16 protein-coding genes are annotated in these 18,281 nt (G+C 61.8%); 1 reads left to right on the forward strand and 15 read right to left on the reverse strand.

Annotated elements, in window-relative coordinates; all coding sequences use genetic code 11:
* The 14 genes from AACS24_RS22040 to AACS24_RS20935 form a co-directional block, all read right to left on the reverse strand.
* Positions 1 to 1,676, reverse strand: a 1,676-nt coding sequence (locus tag AACS24_RS22040; protein ID WP_258223013.1) for an efflux RND transporter permease subunit, incomplete at its 3' end; no start/stop codon positions are given.
* Complete coding sequence (locus AACS24_RS20875; protein WP_181364256.1) at positions 1,673 to 3,196, reverse strand: efflux RND transporter periplasmic adaptor subunit; 1,524 nt, start codon at positions 3,194 to 3,196, stop codon at positions 1,673 to 1,675. The genes AACS24_RS22040 and AACS24_RS20875, both read right to left, overlap by 4 nt.
* 302 nt (positions 3,197 to 3,498) lie before the next feature.
* Complete coding sequence (locus AACS24_RS20880) at positions 3,499 to 3,999, reverse strand: hypothetical protein (protein WP_108571876.1); 501 nt, start codon at positions 3,997 to 3,999, stop codon at positions 3,499 to 3,501.
* 153 nt (positions 4,000 to 4,152) lie between these two features.
* Complete coding sequence (locus AACS24_RS20885; protein WP_108571877.1) at positions 4,153 to 7,263, reverse strand: efflux RND transporter permease subunit; 3,111 nt, start codon at positions 7,261 to 7,263, stop codon at positions 4,153 to 4,155.
* Positions 7,264 to 7,272: 9 nt separating this feature from the next.
* The gene (locus AACS24_RS20890; RefSeq protein WP_258223014.1) at positions 7,273 to 8,535 is read right to left on the reverse strand and encodes an efflux RND transporter periplasmic adaptor subunit; all 1,263 of its coding nucleotides are present in this window, start codon (positions 8,533 to 8,535) and stop codon (positions 7,273 to 7,275) included.
* 129 nt (positions 8,536 to 8,664) lie between these two features.
* Positions 8,665 to 9,405 (reverse strand): energy-coupling factor ABC transporter ATP-binding protein, encoded by a 741-nt coding sequence (locus AACS24_RS20895; protein WP_108571878.1) that lies wholly within the window; start codon positions 9,403 to 9,405, stop codon positions 8,665 to 8,667.
* A complete protein-coding gene (locus AACS24_RS20900) occupies positions 9,392 to 10,210 on the reverse strand; it encodes an energy-coupling factor ABC transporter ATP-binding protein (protein ID WP_108571879.1) in 819 nt (272 codons plus the stop codon). Before AACS24_RS20900 ends, AACS24_RS20895 begins: the two co-directional genes overlap by 14 nt.
* Entirely contained in the window at positions 10,207 to 10,908 is a 702-nt protein-coding gene (locus tag AACS24_RS20905) for an energy-coupling factor transporter transmembrane component T (protein WP_108571880.1), read from the reverse strand. The genes AACS24_RS20900 and AACS24_RS20905 overlap by 4 nt, the downstream gene beginning before the upstream one ends.
* Positions 10,908 to 11,486 (reverse strand): ECF transporter S component, encoded by a 579-nt coding sequence (locus tag AACS24_RS20910; RefSeq protein ID WP_041208635.1) that lies wholly within the window; start codon positions 11,484 to 11,486, stop codon positions 10,908 to 10,910. The genes AACS24_RS20905 and AACS24_RS20910 overlap by 1 nt, the downstream gene beginning before the upstream one ends.
* An 8-nt stretch (positions 11,487 to 11,494) precedes the next feature.
* Complete coding sequence (locus tag AACS24_RS20915; protein ID WP_108571881.1) at positions 11,495 to 11,926, reverse strand: PPC domain-containing DNA-binding protein; 432 nt, start codon at positions 11,924 to 11,926, stop codon at positions 11,495 to 11,497.
* 134 nt (positions 11,927 to 12,060) lie between these two features.
* Positions 12,061 to 12,867, reverse strand: coding sequence for an exodeoxyribonuclease III (xthA, locus tag AACS24_RS20920; RefSeq protein ID WP_108571882.1), 807 nt, complete (start codon positions 12,865 to 12,867; stop codon positions 12,061 to 12,063).
* Between the two features lie 115 nt (positions 12,868 to 12,982).
* Complete coding sequence (locus AACS24_RS20925; protein ID WP_108571883.1) at positions 12,983 to 13,945, reverse strand: ion channel; 963 nt, start codon at positions 13,943 to 13,945, stop codon at positions 12,983 to 12,985.
* A gap of 61 nt (positions 13,946 to 14,006) precedes the next feature.
* Positions 14,007 to 15,653, reverse strand: coding sequence for a response regulator (locus tag AACS24_RS20930; RefSeq protein WP_108571884.1), 1,647 nt, complete (start codon positions 15,651 to 15,653; stop codon positions 14,007 to 14,009).
* A gap of 157 nt (positions 15,654 to 15,810) precedes the next feature.
* Positions 15,811 to 16,857 carry an FAD:protein FMN transferase gene (locus AACS24_RS20935; protein WP_181364257.1) on the reverse strand — a complete coding sequence of 349 codons (1,047 nt, stop codon included), beginning with the start codon at positions 16,855 to 16,857 and terminating at the stop codon, positions 15,811 to 15,813.
* Between the two features lie 272 nt (positions 16,858 to 17,129).
* On the opposite strand from AACS24_RS20935, the gene azu reads away from it, so the two are divergent.
* On the forward strand, positions 17,130 to 17,570 hold the full coding sequence (gene azu, locus AACS24_RS20940) for an azurin (protein ID WP_071911050.1): 441 nt from the start codon (positions 17,130 to 17,132) through the stop codon (positions 17,568 to 17,570).
* Between the two features lie 84 nt (positions 17,571 to 17,654).
* On the opposite strand, the gene AACS24_RS20945 is transcribed toward azu, so the two are convergent.
* The gene (locus AACS24_RS20945; protein WP_108571885.1) at positions 17,655 to 18,212 is read right to left on the reverse strand and encodes a HutD family protein; all 558 of its coding nucleotides are present in this window, start codon (positions 18,210 to 18,212) and stop codon (positions 17,655 to 17,657) included.
* Positions 18,213 to 18,281: the final 69 nt, after the last annotated feature.

Consider the following 18,281-nt stretch of genomic DNA (forward strand, 5'->3'; position numbering starts at 1 on the left):
TCCAGCGGCGGGATAAACTCGGAGCCGAGATACTTGAGCGGCCAGAAGCCCGCCACCGTCACTACGGCGGCGATGGCCAGGGTGGTTTTCGGACGGGCCAAGACGGCTTTGAGCAGTGGCACATAGCCCTGACTCAACCAGCGGTTCAGCGGGTTGGCCTGCTCCGCCAGCACCTTACCACGGATGAAGTAGCCCATGATCACCGGCACCAGCGTGATGGCGAGCCCGGCCGCCGCTGCCATGGCGTAGGTCTTGGTGTAGGCGAGAGGGTGGAACATCCGCCCCTCCTGCGCCTCCAGCGCGAACACCGGCAGGAAGCTGATGGTGATGATCAGCAGGGAGAAGAAGATGGCGGGACCCACTTCGATGCTCGCCTCGGTGATGATGCGCCAGCGGTTCTTGTCGGTGAGCGCCTCCCGCTCCATGTGCTTGTGGACGTTCTCGATCATCACGATGGCGCCATCCACCATGGCGCCGATGGCGATGGCGATGCCGCCGAGGGACATGATGTTTGCGTTGATCCCCTGCAGGTGCATCACGATAAAGGCGGTCAGAATGGCGATGGGCAAGGAGATGACCACCACCAGGGATGAGCGCAGGTGGAACAGGAAGGCGAGGCAGACCAGCACCACCACCGCGAACTCCTCCACCAGCTTGCCGGAGAGGTTGTCGATGGCGCGCTGGATAAGGTCGGAGCGATCGTAGACGGTGACGACCTCCACCCCCTCCGGCAGACTGCTTTTCAGCTGGGCGAGCCGCGCCTTGACCCCGTCGATGGTGTGCTGGGCATTCTCGCCATAGCGCATCACGATGATGCCGCCTACCACTTCTCCCTCGCCGTTGAGCTCGGCCAGGCCGCGCCGGCTCTGGGGCCCGGTGACCACATCGGCCACGTCACCCAGCAGCAGCGGGGCGCCGCGCACAGTGGTTCCGAGCGGGATCTGCTTCAGATCCTCCACGCTTTTCAGATAGCCGTTGGAGCGCACCATGTACTCCGCTTCCGCCATCTCGATGACGGAGGCGCCGGTCTCCTGATTGCCCTGCTTGATGGCGGTCTCGATAAGGGAGAGCGGGATGCCGTAGGCGCGCAGCTTGTCCGGGTCGACCCGCACCTGATACTGGCGAACCATGCCGCCCACGGTGGCGACTTCGGAGACCCCGTCCACCGTCTGCAGCTCGTACTTGAGGAACCAGTTCTGCAGCGAGGTGAGCTCGCTCAGGTCATGCTTGCCGGTTTTGTCCACCAGCGCGTACTGATAGACCCAGCCCACCCCGGTGGCATCGGGGCCGAGTTGGGGGCGGGCTGAGGCGGGCAGGTTGGGGGCAACCTGGCTCAGATACTCCAGCACCCGGGCGCGGGCCCAGTAGAGGTCGGTGTTGTCGTCAAACAGCACATAGACGAAGGAGTCGCCGAAGAAGGAGTAGCCGCGCACCGTGGTGGCCCCCGGCACCGCCAGCATGGCGGTGGTGAGCGGGTAGGTCACCTGATCCTCCACCACCTGAGGTGCCTGGCCCGGGTAGGAGGTCTTGATGATCACCTGCACGTCGGAGAGATCCGGCAGGGCATCCACCGGTGTCTGTTTGACCGACCAGAGCCCCCAGGCGGTGAGCATGACGGTCAGCAGCAGCACTAGGAAGCGGTTGCCCACGGACCAGCGAATGATGGAAGGGATCATGACTTCTTCTCCATCTCGGGCATCGCCATCTGATGCTGGCTATGGTCCATGCCTTCCATCTCATCCGTTGCTGGCTTGGCGTCGCCGTCAGCAGCGGGTGACTTCTCCTGATGGATGGTGGTGATGCGGTACTCATCCCCCTCCTGCATTACTTGCAGGTGCAGGGTCTGCCCTTCGGCCAGCTTGCTGATGTCGACTCCTTCGGCGACGGTGAACTCCATCTCCATGGCGGGCCACTGCCACTCGGGGATGGGCTGGTGGGAGACCATCAGGGTACGATTAGCCAGATCGATGCTTTCAATCTCACCCTGGGTCCACACCTGGGCGGGGCGCACCGCCGTCATGCGCTGGAAGTCAGAATCGATGGCCGATTCGGAGTCGAGCAGGAATTGGGCCGAGCTGACTATGCTGTCACCCGCTTCCACCCCCGCCTTGATGGCCACCTTGTCGCCAAGCTGGGGGCCGAGGGTAACGGCCACTGACTTGAAGTTGCCATCCCCCAGCGCCAGCACCAGCCGATCCTGACTGCCGGTACGGATCACCGCTTCGCTCGGTACCACCAACTGCGGTTCTCCTTTGCCAGTGCGAATGGCCACCTTGGCGAACATATTGGGTTTCAAGAATTCGTCCGGGTTGTCAAAGCGCAGCCGCACCTTGAGGGTGCGAGTGGCGGCATCCAGGGTCGGATAGAGGTAATCCACCTTACCTTGCCAGCTGCGGCCGGGTGCATAGTCCAGGGTCATGGTGACCGGATCCCCCACTTTCAGCTGGGCCGCCTGGCGCTCGAACACCTCGGCGCTGACCCACACCTGCTGCAGGGTGCTGATATTGAACAGCGCTGCGGCGGGTTCCACATACTGCCCCTCGCGTACCTTGAGCTCCGAGACATAGCCGCTGCTGGGGGCATAGATGCTGATGGTTTCGCGCACCTGACGGCTGCGTTTAAGGGCGGCGATCTGATCAGGCGGCACCTGCAGGGACTTGAGCTTGCCCTCGGCGGCGCGCAGCAGCAGCGGGTTGGCGGTGTTGAGGGCGAGCAGGTATTCGTGCTGGGCGTTGACCAGATCCGGCGCGTAGAGCTCGTAGATAAGGCTCCCCTTGGTGACCTTCTGCCCCTCACTCTTGATGGCGAGGGTGCGGATCCAGCCCGCCATGCGAGCGTTGATCGCCTCCAGCCGATCTTCGTCATAGCCGACATAGCCCACCGTCTCGATCTGCTGGTGGATAGGCAGCTTCTCCACCTTGGCCAGCCGCACCCCCAGGTTCTGCTGGATCTCGGGGCTGATGGTGATGGTGCCCGGTGAGCCGTTTTTCTGCTCCTCATAGACGGGGATAAAGTCCATCCCCATGTTGTCTTTGGCAGGGGCATCGCGCTTGTCGCGGGGATCCATGGGGTTGACCCAGTAAAGGGGCGTCTTCTCTTTGGCGCTGGCGCTATCGGAGGTCTGTTTGGCGGCCCAGTAGCCGCCACCGGCGCCAAGGGTGAGCAGCAGGGCCGACATCAGGACGGTCTTGTTCATGACTGGCCTCCGGCGCGGATCTGCATGCAAAAAGTGCAGGAGGATAAGGCGCCCGCGAAGGCAGCAACCTTGGACGGTGAAAAGTGGGCTGGTGACATGACATCTCTTCTCTTGTGCAGGCCGCCGGGCGGGTGAGGTGCAAGGCAACACCAAAGGGGCTGGCGGCAAACGGGGCGTTGCTGACGAGTCAGCGGACGCACGGCTCCCTGTTGCTGGCGGGGCCAGTGGTCACAGGGTCAAGCGATAAAGGTGTGCAGATAGGGGTAAAGTGAGCCTTGCCCCATGCACGGGAGAAGATCGTTCTAGTGGCGCAGCACCGACAGCATCAGATGTCGGCGCGGCCAGGAGGGAGGATGGGTACCACGGGATCGCAGGAAGGGATCCCGCAACCAGTTATCAAGCAGTGAAGTTGCGAAGTTACTGCCAAGCAGCAGGGGGAAGATCAGCAGGGCGACCAATACACCCAGCAAAGCCATCGTACTGAAGGAGAGGGCATTGACGCCTGTCTGCATCTGGCACTCATCGCCCATGGCTGACCCATCGTCCCCCTGATGGCAGGAGAGGGTCATGCCATCGCCCGGATGACCCATGGCGGCCATCGCATGAGAGATCTCGCCATCCGCCATCGCCATAGATGAATCGAACATCACCATCGGCCGGGGGCTGCTTTGGGTTGTCTCGGAGGAGGGGGGAGAAGCATGCCAGCTGATGCAGAGAGTCAGATTGCACACGAGCAGCAGCGCCAGCAACAGCCGGGCCAGAGCAACGCAGGGCAATCTTGCAGCAAGCTGGATGAGTGACAAACTGGATATCCTTCTGGATCAGATGGTTGGACTGTAAACCTTGCCACAGGGATAAGGTCAAGGTGCGCTCACAGGCTCCATGAGGGGGAAGATATAAAAAATACCCCCGCAGGTGCGGGGGTAGGGGTTATCAGCGGGGCAACAGGCTCAGCCTTACTGTTTCGCTCCTTTTTCCGAGCCTCGCATGATGAGGCGGAAGAAGAGCGGGATAAAGAAGATGGCGATAAAGGTCGCCGCCAGCATGCCGCCGATGACCGGCCAGCCAAGGGCATGACGGCTCGCAGCACCGGCCCCGCTGGAGGTGACCAGTGGCACACAGCCGAGGATGAAGGCGAGCGAGGTCATGACGATGGGGCGAAAACGCAGGCGCGCCGCCTCCAGTGCCGACTCGATGAGGCTCATCCCCTCCTCGTGTTTCATCACTGCGAACTCCACGATCAGGATGGCGTTCTTGGCCGCCAGCCCGACGAGCGTCACCAGACCGATCTGGAAGTAGACGTTGTTGGTGAGACCCATCAGCCAGGTGGCCAGCAGAGCGCCGAACAGGGCGAACGGCACCGCGGTGATCACCGCAAACGGCAGGCTCCAGCGCTCATACTGGGCGGCCAGAATGAGGAAGATCATCACGATGCCGAAGCCAAAGGCCATGCCTGCGCTGCCGGCAGCCGCCTTCTCCTGATAGGCGGAGCCGGTCCACTCCAGCTTGGCGTCGTTGCCAAGGGTATTGTTGGCCACCTCTTCCAGTGCGGCGATGGCCTGACCCGAGCTGTAGCCCGGCGCTGGCTGCGCCATGATCTTGGCTGCCTGGAAGATGTTGAAGCGCTCTACCAGCTCGGGGCCGGTGGCGTCACGCACAGTGACCAGACTGCTCAGCGGGATCATCTCACCCTTGTTGGAGCGGACATAGACATTGCGGATGTCGCTCTTCTTGGCGCGGTAGTCCGCCTCGGACTGCAACTGTACCCGGTAGGTACGGCCGAACTGGTTGAAGTCGTTGACATAGACCTGACCAAAGGTGGCCTGCATGGTGTCGAACACCGCGTTGATGGGCAGCCCCAGCGCCTTGGCCTTTTCGCGATCCAGGTCGAGATAGACCTGCGGCACGTTGGCGCGGTAGGTGGTGGTCACGCTGGCGAATTCGGGGCGCTCCTTGGCCGCTTCGAGGAAGCGCTGCACTTCAGCCGAGAACTCCTGGGCATTGCCCGAGCCGCGATTCTGCAGATACCCCTCAAGGCCGCCGGTGGTGGACATCCCCTGAATGGGAGGCGGGTTGAAGGAGGCAACGAAACCATCCGCCAGCCCCATCATGCTCATCCCCTGCAGGGTTTTGGCCAGCGAGAAGGAGTCGGCACCGGCCTCTTTGCGCTCGCTCCAGTCCTTCAGGGTAATGAAGGTGAGGCCGCTGTTGCTGACGATGGCGCTGGAGAGGATGTCAAAGCCCGAGAAGGTGATGACATCCTTCACGTTGGGGTTGGCCATGGCGATCTTGTCGAACTGGTTGGCGACCGCCTGGGTACGGGTCATGGCGGCGGCATCCGGCAGCATGACTGCGGAGATGAGGTAACCCTGATCTTCGTTCGGGACCAGCTCTCCCGGCACCTTGAGGAAGAGGCCGTAGATGGAGAGCAGCAGCACTGCGATGATGCCAAAAGCAACGGCCACCCGACGATTGAGGAAGGCTACGCCGCGCACATAGCCGCGGGTCAGCTTATCAAACTTGTCGTTAAACCAGACGAAGAAACGGGCCGGTTTGTGGTGCCCCTCTTTCAGCAATACGGCACAGAGGGCCGGGGAGAGGGTCAGCGCCACCAGACCGGAGATAGCGACCGACACGGCAACCGTGATGGCGAACTGCTTGTACATCACCCCCGTCATGCCGCCCATAAAGGCGACCGGCAGGAACACGGCACACAGCACCAGCACGATGGCGACCACCGGGCCGGAGACCTCCTGCATGGCGAGAATGGCCGCCTCTTTGGGCGAGCACTTCCTCTCCTGCATGATCCGCTCGACGTTCTCCAGCACCACGATGGCGTCATCCACCACGATACCGATGGCGAGCACCATGCCGAACAGGGTGAGCAGGTTGATGGAGAAGCCCAGCACCAGCATGCCGGCGAAGGTACCGATGAGCGATACCGGCACCGCGATGCAGGGGATCAGGGTGGCGCGGAAGTTCTGCAGGAACAGATAGACCACCACGAACACCAGCACGATCGCCTCGAACAGGGTGTAGACCACCTCCTCGATGGAGATCTTCACAAACTCGGTGGTGTCGTAGGGGATCTGGTACTCCACATCCTGCGGGAAGCGCTCCTTGAGCCGCTCCATGGTGTCGTGCACCGCACCGGCCACCGCCACGGCGTTGGCGCCCGGCTGCAGGTAGGTGGCGATACCGATGGCCGGTTTGCCGTTGGCCCGGGCCAGGACGTCATAATCCTTGCCGCCCAGCTCGACCCGCGCCACATCCTTCACCCGGATCTTGGAGCCGTCAGGCATGGAGCGAACGATGATGTTTTCGAACTCCTTGACGTCCTCAAGACGCCCCTTGGTCTGCACCGTGTAGGTGAAATCGACCGGGGCCGAGGTAGGCTGGGCACCGATCTTGCCCGCCGCAAACTGGGTATTCTGTTCACGAATGGCGCCGATCACGTCGCTTGGGGTGAGTTCGAGCTGGGCCAGTCGATCCGGTCGCAGCCAGATGCGCATGGCGTAGTCGGTACCGCCAAACAATGTGGTATCACCTATGCCGGGAATTCGCTTGAGCTCGTCGATGATGTTGAGCAGGGCATAGTTCGAGAGATAGGTGGTATCAAACGAGCCGTTCGGCGATTGCAGGGTCACCACCTGCAGGATGGCGGTCGACTTCTTCTTGACCGTGACCCCCTGCTTTTTCACCTCTTCCGGCAGCTGGGCCATGGCGGCCGAGACCCGGTTGTTGACGTTGATGGTGGCCTGATCCGGGTCGGTGCCGATCTCGAAGTAGACGTTGAGGTTCATCTGACCGTTGGAGGCAGAACCCGACTGCATGTAGATCATCTGCTCCACGCCGTTGATCTGCTGCTCAAGCGGCGCGGCGACGGTCTGGGAGATCACTTCCGGGGTGGCGCCCGGATAGAAAGCAGTCACCGAGACCACCGGCGGGGTGATCTGCGGGTACTGCTCGATGGGAAGCGATCGCATCGCCGCCAGCCCGCCCAGCACGATAATGATCGAAATCACGCTGGCGAAGATGGGGCGTTCGATAAAGAACTTGGAAAACATGCGAACTCCTTACTTGGCCGCGGACTGTCGAACCAGCTTGGCACTGATGGCCTGCATCTCTTCGGCAGAGACCGGTTTCACCACGCTGCCGGGGCGGGCCTTCATCAGCCCCTCGACGATGTAGTGCTCGCCCGGCTCAAGGCCGCTGTCGATCAGCACGCCATCGGCAACCACGGCGCCCAGCTTGACCGGACGGGGCACGACCTTGTTGTCGGCATCCACCACCATCACCATGCGGTCAGCCTGGGACTGAACGATGGCGCGCGGCGGCACCACGATGGCATTTTTGCGGGTACCCAGATCGATGGTCATGCGCACGAACTGGCCCGGCATCAGCACGCCATTTTTGTTGTCGAAGATGGCGCGGGCACGGATGGTGCCGGTCTGCGGATCGACCCGGTTGTCGGAGAAGTTGAGCTTGCCCGCCTCGGGATAGACAGAGCCGTCAGCCAGACGGATGTGGGTGCGCCAGTTGGTGGCATCCTTGGATTCGATCAACCCTTTTTTCACCGAGTTTTCGAAGTTGAGGCGATCCTGCTCCGAGTAGGAGAAGTTGACGTAGAGCGGGTTGTACTGGGTGATGGTGGTCAGCAGGCTGCTGTCGCCACTGGTAGAGATAAGGCTGCCCTCGGACTGGGAGCTCTTGCTCGCCATGCCGTCGATGGGGGCAGTCACCTCGGTGTAGCTGAGGTTGAGCTCGGCCTCTTTCACCTTGGCCTGAGCCGCCTGCAGGGTGGCGATGGCGGCTTCGTAGTTGGCGATGGTGTCGTCGTAATCCTTGCGGCTGACTACTTGGCGCTTGAACAGCGGGATGATGCGATCCCGATCGGCGCGTGCCTTGTTGAGACGGGCCTGCTCCTGAGCAAGGGATCCCTTGGCCTGTTCGAGGGCCACCTTGTAGGGCTCGGGGTCGATGAGGAACAGCTGCTGACCGGCGGCGACCGGCTGGCCCTCGACATAGGTGCGCTTGAGCAGGATGCCGCTCACCCGCGAACGCACTTCGATTTCACGAAAACCGGCGGTCTCGCCCACCATCTCGGTGGTAAGCGGCACATCGGTCAGGGTCACTTCATTGACCACGACAGGGAAGGCCGGAACACTCTGGGCCGCCGGGGTGGATTCACCGCCACAACCGCTCAGTCCGCCGATCAGTGCCAGAGTCAGCAGGGCGCGCTTGAGCGGGGCATCTGCACCAGCCCTGCCAATCTCTTTGCTGGCACCATAGCGGTGAGGGTGTCCGGTATTTTTCTCCATCTGGATCATTAACGTCATGATAAAAAACAGCTTCTCTTGGGGTGGAAGGGGGATGATAGGCGGGCAACCTTGAACCGAACCTTCTCAAGGGGACAATTTGTCCCCAAATGACGAGGTTTCGTGCTGTTTTGATGGAAAAAGAGGAGGTTAGCTGCGCTGGTCGAGCGCGGCCAGCAGCATGGCGCTACTGTGGTGGGGGCGGTAACCGTTGAGGGCAGCAAGTCGTTCGCTGGTGTGGCCGTGACCAACCAGACGCCCCGCTTTCAGCTCGATCAGGGTGGTGAAGTTGCGTCTGACAAATTCGGCATCGTGACTGATGGCCACTATGGTGGTGCCCTTCGCCCGCTCGCTGGCCAGCCAGCGTTCCAGAATGGTCAGCCAGCGGGGATCAAAATCCCGGCTCGGCTCGTCGAGCAGCAGCAATTCGGGCTGCATGGCATGGAGGCAGGCCACCGCCACCATGCGCCGCTGACCGGCATCGAGATCCAGCGGATGGGAGGCCGCCCACGGTGTTAGCTCGCACTCTCCCAGTGCTGCAGCGACCCGCAGCCGGATCTCCTCGCGCGGCAGTTTCTGCAGGCGCAGGCCAAAGGCGATTTCATCCTCGACCCGACTGTGAAACAGCTGACGCTCAGACTCCTGAAACAGAAAGCCGATCTGACTGGCACGGGCCAGTGCCCGCTGCTCGCGAAGCGCCTGTTGTTGCCAGCTCACCGTGCCGGAGGTGGGGGCCAGCAGCCCGGCCGCCAGTCGCAGCAGGGTTGACTTGCCTGCGCCGTTATCCCCGACGATGGCCACCTGCTCCCCGCTGGCAATCTGCAATGTGATGTCGTGCAGGCAGGGATTGCCCGGCGCCCATGAGAAGCAGAGGTGGTCAAAGCTCAGCATAAAACTCCCGCAACATGGCCAAGGGGTAGGGATGATGGCGCGAGTCGCGCGCCTGTAGCGTCTCGCGCAGGGAGTCCGGCAGGATCACCCGCCCGGGTAGATGGGGCAGCACCTCGCCCAGCTCACCGCAGGCCAGCTGGCGGCCATGGTCGAGCAGCAGGAATCGCTCGCAGAAGTGAGCGGCCGGAAAAAGCCGCTGCTCCAGCAAGATGACGCTGCAGCCGCTTTCCTCGCTGTAGCGGCGGATCTGCCGCAGCATGGTCTGGGTTGCCGCCGGGGTCAGGCGGCTGAAGGCCTGATCGAGGATCAAGAGCCTAGGCGCCATCGTCAGGGCACAGGCCAGCACCACGCGCTGTGCCTCGCCTCCCGACAGGTCATGGGGATGGCGGGCTGCCAGCGCCTCGCAGTGACAGAGCGCCATGGCCTCGGATACCCGCCGGCTGACCTCATCGGGCGGCAATCCGAGATTGGCCGGGCCAAAGGCCATCTCATCGGCGACTGAAAAGCAGCAGCCGGAAAATTGCAGGTAGGGAGATTGCTGCACCCACTGACGCACAGCCGCATGCTGATTGAGCTGGCCGCTATCATGGGGCTGCCCGAGAATGACGCCTTCTCCCGCCAGCGTGTCGAGGTGCAGCTGGGACCCGCCCCCCGCCAGCAGCTGGGCCAGCAGGGATTTGCCCGCCCCGTTGCCGCCGAGGATGGTGAGCCATTCGCCAGCGCCCAATTCAATGTCGAGGGGCCCCAGCTGAAAGTGGTCAGGGTGGCCCGCATGGCCGATGGTCAACCCTTGCAGCGATATCATGGCCACCACCTCCAGACAATCTCCAGCAGCACCAGCAACAGCAACAGATAGCGCAGCAGTGGCTCGTAACGTTGTTGCGGGATCTCCGTCATGCGGGGGCGGGTCGGCTGGCTGCGAAAGCCGCGCAGATCCAGCGCCATGCTGCGGGTGGCCAGCTCGCTCAGCGCCTGCCCGACCAGCGGCGAGAGCAGCGGGAGCGTGGCCTTTAGCCGGGCCAGCGGATTGCCGTCAAAGGGTACGCCGCGGGCTAGCTGGGCCTCCCTGATAGCGCGCAGCTGGTGGCCAAGCTGCTCTTTGAGCAGCAGTGGGCCGCAGCAGAGGTAGGAGAGGGCGATGGGCAGCCGGCTGGCAAAGAGCGCATGAACAAACCGCTCGGTCGAGATCGCCCAGAGCCAGAGCTGGGCGCTGGCCAGACAGGCAAGCAGCCGACACCAGAGGGGCAGAATGGGAAACGCTTCGCTGGCTGGAACCGCGGGCATGCCGAGCAGGATCCGCAACCAGGGGCCGTGCACCAGATAGAGTCCCAGCCCCAGCGGCAGCATCACCGCCAGCACCAGCTTGAGCCGGGAGCGGGCTTTTGGCAGTAGCACCAGAGCAAGTAGCGGCAGCAGGCTCCAGCCCCAGAGCCAGGGGGGCGGCAGCACGCTGGCCGTGACTGAAAACGAGAGCCAGAGTGCGAGGGAGGTAAACGGGTGCATCAGCGCACGGCAGCCATCTGCGGGAAGTGGCGCAGAGTGCGCTGCGGCAGGCGGCGTACCAGCCCCCAAGCGATCAGCACGGTCAGCAGCTTGTCCAGCAGGTTGGTGCCCAGCACGGTGACGGCGACCGACTCTTGCAGATCGCTACCCATGGCGTGCAGATAGGCAACCACGAAATCAGCACCGCTGCCGGTGGCGCCACCAAACAGGTAGGAGCGGATGGGAATGGCCACCAGGGTGAGCGCCAGGGTGATCACCACGCTGCTCACTACCACCTTGGGCAGATTGTTGAACCAGCCGGCCCGAGCCAGCAGACCGGCACTGAGGCCAATCATCATGGCGACCGGGGCAAAGGCCGCAGCGATGGGGCCGGTGAGCAGGCCCCACAGCAGGTTGGTGAGCAGACCGGTGGCGATCGCCATCCAGGGGCCCGCCAGAATGGCGCAGAGCACAGTCCCGATGGAGTCCAGGAAGATGGGGAGCTTGAGCATGGAGACGGCCTGTCCCGCCACCATGTTGATGGCGATGCAGATGACCATAAAAGCCAGGTTGTAGCTGGAGAGTTTACTGACGGACATAGTGATCCTCACAAGGTTCTGGGGGTAATGAGCAGCTCTTCATAACCGGATTGGGGGCAGGGGGCACGGCCAAAACGGTATGCCTCCAGCTCTCCGACTACCAGTTCGAGGGTGGTGCGCACCCGGCAACCGGGCAGCACGTGGCCGCCGCGCATCAATCCCTGCTCATCAGAGATGGAGAGATGCAGGTGTTCACACTCCGGGTCCAGGGTGCCGCCGAGGGCGATCACCTCGAAGGCCCCCTCCAGCAGGGTGCCATCGGGCTGGGCGGCATAGCGCAGGTTGGCGTGGGTCAGGCTGCCGACCGCCCCGGCGATCCAGGCCGCCTGCAGACCGTGTCGGGCCATGTGAGAGCGTAATCCGGCGATAAGATCCTCCCCGGGCAACAGGCGCAGGGCCAGAAAACGGGCGGGGGAGAGAGGAAGGTGAGTGGTGGTCACGGCAGGCACTCCTTGCTGCAAAAAGAAGGTGCCCTGAGGCACCTTGTCTGGATAGGCTGTTTACGCCCTTTTATCGCAGGCAACCGCGAGCCGCTTCACAGATTGGCGATATCACTGCGGCATCCTGCGCCACATCAGGCGAAGCAGGCCCAGATGGGGGCATGGTCGGAGGGTTTCTCGATACCGCGCAGCTCGTAGTCGATGCCGGTTTCGGTGACTCTATCCTTGAGGGCGTCGGAGGCCATGATGAGGTCGATGCGCAGGCCACGGTTCTCGTCAAAGCCCTTGGAGCGGTAGTCAAACCAGGAGAAGCGCTCGCACTCGGTGGGGTTGGCGGCGCGGAAGGTGTCGGTCAGGCCAAACCCTTTCAGCCGCTCCATCCACTCGCGTTCGATGGGTAGGAAGGAGCACTTGCCATCCCGCAGCCAGCGCTTGCGGTTCGCTTCGCCGATGCCGATGTCGAGATCGGTGGGGGAGATATTCATATCCCCGATCAACACCAGCTGGTCATCCGGCGTGTGGTTGGTCTCCAGATAGAGCTGCAGATCCTCGTAGAACTTCTGCTTGGCCGGGAACTTGGTCTCGTGATCCTGGCTTTCACCCTGCGGGAAGTAGCCGTTCATCACCTTGATGAGGGAGCCGTCTTCGCGCTCGAAGGTGGCCATGATCATCCGGCGCTGGGCCTCTTCATCGTCGGTGGGGAAGCCTTTCTCCACCTTGACCGGCTTCTGCTTGCTCATGATGGCGACCCCGTAGTGGGCCTTCTGGCCATGAAACTCTACGTGATAACCCATGGCCTCCACATCGGCCAGCGGGAAGGCTTCATCGTGCACCTTGATCTCCTGTAGGCCGATCACATCGGGCTGGTGCTTGTCGATGATGGCTTGCAGCTGGTGCAGACGGGCGCGCAGGCCGTTGATATTGAAAGAGATGATCTTCATGTCCGGGATGCTCATGTCATTTTTATAAGTCGCTATTGGACTAGGAATCGGCGGTGGATGCAAGTTCGGGGCGCGGGCCTGCGCCAGTGGCCGGCCCGCTTGGCAGGGAGAGGCGTCAGCGGGTCATCTTCTTGACAAACACCACCACAAACAGCGCCAGCGTGAAGCTGCCGGTGAAGGCCTCGAAGGCGGCAAAGAGGCGCGAGAGGCCGATGGGGGTGAAGTCGCCATAGCCCAGGGTGGTGAAGGTGACCACGCTGTAGTAGAGGCACTCCAGCAGAAAGATTGCGTTCTGCTCGAAGGGGGCGCCCGGGTGATAGGCGAGATGGTTGCCGTTGAAGCTCAGGCCAAAGAAGAAGTAGAAGATGCTGCAGATAAAGATGAGCAGCAGGGAGAAGAGCACCACCCGCATCGGTGCCTCGCCGTAACCGCAGAAGAGATCGACTATCCATGAGGTGAAGCGCTGGCTCGACCAGAACGGCAGTTGCAGCCGGCGCATGGTGAGCTCCTGCTGGATGTAGTTGCCGGACATGGTGAAGATCCCCTGCGCCTCCGAGGCTTTGCGCAGATCCCGGTAGGTCTCTTCCGCTTCCTTGAACCAGACCCTGGCCTGCTCGGGATCCCGCTCGCGACGCCCCTTGCGATCCTGCATCACCCGTTTGCCGGTCTGCATGTTGTCGAGTCGGGTATTGTGCCAGCGAATGCCGAGCAGGTTGACGTCATCAAGGATGGCACAGTGCAGGTTGGCATCGCTGAGATCGGCCTTCATCAGGCTTCCCCACTTCATGCGCAGGCCGTAGAGGTGACCACCCCGCAGGTTGGCGCGATAGAGGTTGCACTGCTCCAGCAAAAATCCCTGTTTGGACCCCTTGTTGACCAGATTGAGACCGGCCAGATTGGCGCGGGCCAGCTGCAAACCGTGGCAGAGGCCGCCAGCGCGGACATACTGCTCAAGCGCCTCTGCGGTGTGGGGATCCTGTTTATTGGTATGCGGGTCGTGCCAGTGGCAGAGATCGTGCTCGCCAGCCTCCTCGTTGCAGTGGCGACCATCGGCCACCAGATAACGACATATCGTCATCCTTGTTTCCCCTCTGCTGCCAGTCTGGTTTCAGCATAGGCGCCCCAAGGGGAGTGCGGGGTCAGCTGAACTGGTTGAACTCTTGGCGCAGCTTGCGAAAACGATCCTGCTGGGCTGGGTTGAGAGGGATGCCGTCGAGCATGTCCAGGGTGTCCTTGCACTCGATGCCAAACTCCGGACTTTTGCGATTCTTCTGCATCAGTTGCAGCAACACCTGGATCTTGTTGAGGGCGGCGCCGGTATTGGCTGGCGCGCGGCGCAGCGCCTCGCGAAAGTGACCGAGCGCCTGTTCCAGCTCGCCCGCCTGATAGGCCTTGATGCCCAGTTCGTTGAGCTGCTGGTAGCGCTGACGGCGCTCCAGCACCGTCTTGTCATCCCGGGTTGCATGAATGCAGGTGGTGAGCAGGTGATCCTCATCCTCGGCCAGCAGGCTCTGCAGGCTTTCGGCATACTCGAACTCGCCGAGTTGATAGAGGGCTAGGATGGTCTCGCCGAGCAGGGTCGGGGGCATGGTGGCCGGTTCGTCGAGCCAGTTCTGGTTGGCGCGATAGAGCATCTTCTTGCCCTTGAGCAGCTCCCCGAGCGCAATCTGCACCCGTGCCTGACAGATCTGCTCGAACACCGGGTAGTTGAACTCCGACATCATCAGCGAATCGCGGATGCGCGACAGGGCCGAGTTGACCTGCTTTTGCAGGTTGGCGATGTGGTAGCTGTCGTTGCTGTTGAGGGCGTAGAGGGTCAGGGTCTGGATATAGGCCCCCAGATAGTGGGGGGTGCGGTGAATCGAGTTGCGCGACAGATCGATGAGAGAGAGCAGTACATCCTTGGCCTGAGCGTAGTCGTGGCGCAGCAGGCACACCTCGGCCAGTCGGCGAGCCAGCTGGACTGACTGGGGCGAGATGTCGACGGCTCGCTTGAGCTCCTGCTGGGCGACCTCATCGTTGCCAAGGGCGAGCTGGGACTCTGCCAGCCAGCGGTAAGCCTCCACCATCAGGGGGGTATTTTTCAGGGTCGCCTGCAGGTGGCTGACCGCCTCTTCATGAAGACCCAGAGTGTTGCACGCCTTGCCCAGCGTCAGGCGGGCCCAGCTGTTCTCCTGGCCGGCCAGCAGCTGGCGCATCAGGGAGCGCGCCTCCTGAGCCTGACCCAGTTTGAGGTGGGTATCGGCCTGCAGGCAGCGGCAGTAGTTGGCATAGCGTGGAACCGTATCGGCCCGCTCGGCGCAGGCGGTAATAAGCGCGGGCAGGTCATCCTCCGCCATGGCGCTAAAAACGCTGGCGAGAGCCTGACGGCGGGCGAGGGCCCGTTTGATGCGAAACGAGAACTGCTCCTGGGAGAAGGGCTTCATCAGGTATTCGTCGGGCTCGGCTTCCAGCGCGCTCAGCACCATGGCGCGGGAGCTGTCGCCGCTCACCATGATCACCACGCTTTGGGGAGGGATCAGGTGCTGATCCCGCAGACTTTCCAGCAGCTGGCGGCCATTTTCGCCGACCCCGAGATCGTAATCGATGAGATAGATGTCAAAACTGCCCTTCTGGCAGCGGCGGCGCGCATCCTCGGCGCTGTTGGAGAAGGTGATGTTGCTGATGCCGATATTGATCAGCATCGCCTTCATCATGACCTGAAACGAGCGCTGCTCGTTGACCATCAGAATGCGCTGGGGCTTGGCTGGGCTTTTCTTTTCGGGCTCGGTATCCGGTATCTGCATCTGTCTGGTCGAGGCGCTACGGGCTGATGGGGAAAGTGTGCCACCAAAGCGGCTGAAGAGGCAATTGGCCAAGTTGCCGTTTGTATACCTTGCTCTGCTGCCGTTGCGGGGGAGAAGTCGGGAAACAGAGAGGGCCACGGTTGTGGGCCCTCTCTTTTTATTTTTTCTTCTCTGCCAGATAGGGGCCAAATTGGGGCGTGTGGATGGCCTTGAATCCCTCGTCCGTTTTGACGATGAGATAGACCGCAAGCTTGTGCTGTTTGGCAAAAGCCATTGCCTCAGTGGGGCCCATCACCATCAGGGCGGTATCGAGGGCATCGGCCTCCAGCGCAGTGGGGGTGATGACGCTTGCCGAGACCAGCTTGTGGGTGATGGGCTGGCCGGTAGCGGGGTCGATGATATGGGAGTAGCGCTGGCCATCGAGCTCGTAGTAGTTGCGATAGCTGCCGGCAGTGCTGAGTGCCATGCCGTTGGGGATGACGATGTCGGAGAAGGCACCCGGCTGATCGGAGGGCTCGACGATGGCGACTCGCCACGGCGAACCCTTGCTGTTGTGGCCCTTGCTGCGCACTGCGCCCGCCACCTCGATGAGGTAGTTGTTGACTCCCTTGCTCTCGAGCAGGGCGGCGATCTCATCCGAGGCGGCCCCTTCGCCGAGGGTGGAGAGGTCGAGATAGAGGTCCGGGATAGACTTCTCCAGCAGGAAATGCTCCCCTTGTGGCATCAGAGTCAGCTTGTCGATCCCCACTTTCTGGCGCGCTGCGGCGATGGCGGCATCGTCTGGCCGTTTGATGGGGCGCTTGTCCGGGCCAAAGCCCCACAGATTGACCAGCGGTCCGACCGTGACATCAAGCTTGCCATTGGTCAGGTGACCGGCATCGATCCCCTGCCGGACGATTTTGGCCATGGCAGCGGGGATGACGAACGGCGTGTTGGCCGGCCCCTGATTGAAGCGGGAGATGAGTGAATCGGGGTCATAGGTGGAGATCTCGCTGTTCATCCTGGCCAGCAGGTTCTCCACCGCGCTCTTGAGCGCGGGTTCGCCACCGGGGAAGGGATCGCTCAGGGTTACCACAAAATAGGTGCCCATGGTTTTGCCCTGAATGCGGGTTTGGGCAGGGGGCTGGGGTTGGCAGCCGGCGAGCACCAGCAGCAGGGTCAGTAGCAGGCAGCGCAGGGCGGCAGCGGGGGTTATGGCCATCATCAGCAGGTCTCTTGTTGGCGAAGGGCTGGTCGGGGCGCTAGCTTAGCCAAGGGGCTGGCGACGGGCGAGCCCTGCCCGGAGAAAATGGCGGAAAAAATTAAACAGACTTTGCTTATTCTGGTGAGCTGGCCCACAGCTTCGGGCTAAATTCATAGCCGATTGAATACAGGCGAGTAAAATAAAGGTCGATTTTGACAGCATCTTTGCGGACATTTCTGATGAGTTTGCTGCGCAAACCTGTTGCCATTCATTGCCAATCAAAGGAGAAGATAATGAAAAAGGCGATTACCCTGTTGTTTCTGAGTACCCTGGCTGCCCCGGTTCTGGCCGATGAATGCGCATTGGTCATTGAGGGCAATGATGCCATGCAGTACAACCTCAAGGAGATGAGCGTACCTGCGACTTGCAAAGAGGTAACCGTCACCCTGAACCACACCGGTAAACTGCCGGTTACCGGCATGGGCCACAACTGGGTGCTGGCCACTACTGCCGACTATCAGGCCGTGGCGACCGCCGGGATGAGCGCAGGTGCCGAGAACAACTACCTGCCCAAGGATGACCCCCGCGTACTGGCTCACACCAAGCTGATTGGCGGTGGCGAGAGCACCAGCGTGACCTTCAAGACCGACGGTCTGGCCGGCAAGGATCTCACCTTCTTCTGCTCCTTCCCTGGCCACTTTGCCATGATGAAGGGTGCCTTCAAGGTGAACTAAGGCTATGAACGGCATCGCGCCAGGCGCCTGAATAGAAAAAGCCGGGATTACCCGGCTTTTTCATGCTCTTTTGCTGTCCCGCCGCTACTTCCCTTGCAGGGTAAAGAAGGCAATGGTGCTCTTCTTCTGGCAGTCGAAGTGAATGCTCTCCTCACCACTCACCACCAGCGTTTCGTTGATAGCGACTACTTGCCCCTGCACCGTGAGCTGGCCGCTCAGCAGATGGCAGAGGTAGGTTTTCTCTGGCTCGAGGGTAAGCGTCAGGGGGAAGGGGAGGTTCAATACCCGCACGTTGGCGGTAATCCTGTCCGGGTGGTAGATAAGGCCGAGATCGGTAACCTCTTTTTTCAGCAGTTCGCATTGGGTCTCCTCATCACCGCCGAAATGGGCCGCTTCAAAGGTGGCGTAGGGGTGACCGTTCAGCACAAAGCCGGCGCCGCTCACCGGCAGCAGAATGCGCTGATAACCCGGGAAGGTAGAGAAGCGGCCGGCCTCCTTGATGGGGGCGGAGCTGAGCCGGTAGTCAAAGTCGAGCTTGTCGAGGCTTGCTCCCTTGGGGGAGATGAGGATCTGGGCTGTGGTGCCCTGCTTGTTTTTCCAGGGCATCTTCTGGTGGTCAGACTCTTTGATCAGGGTGATCACGGGCACTTCCTCAGCATGAAAAAACAGAGGGAGCCGGGGGGATTGGCCCCGGCTCCCTGACAAATAGAC

Source organism: Aeromonas sp. HMWF016, assembly GCF_963878195.1.
Taxonomy (GTDB): domain Bacteria; phylum Pseudomonadota; class Gammaproteobacteria; order Enterobacterales; family Aeromonadaceae; genus Aeromonas; species Aeromonas lacus.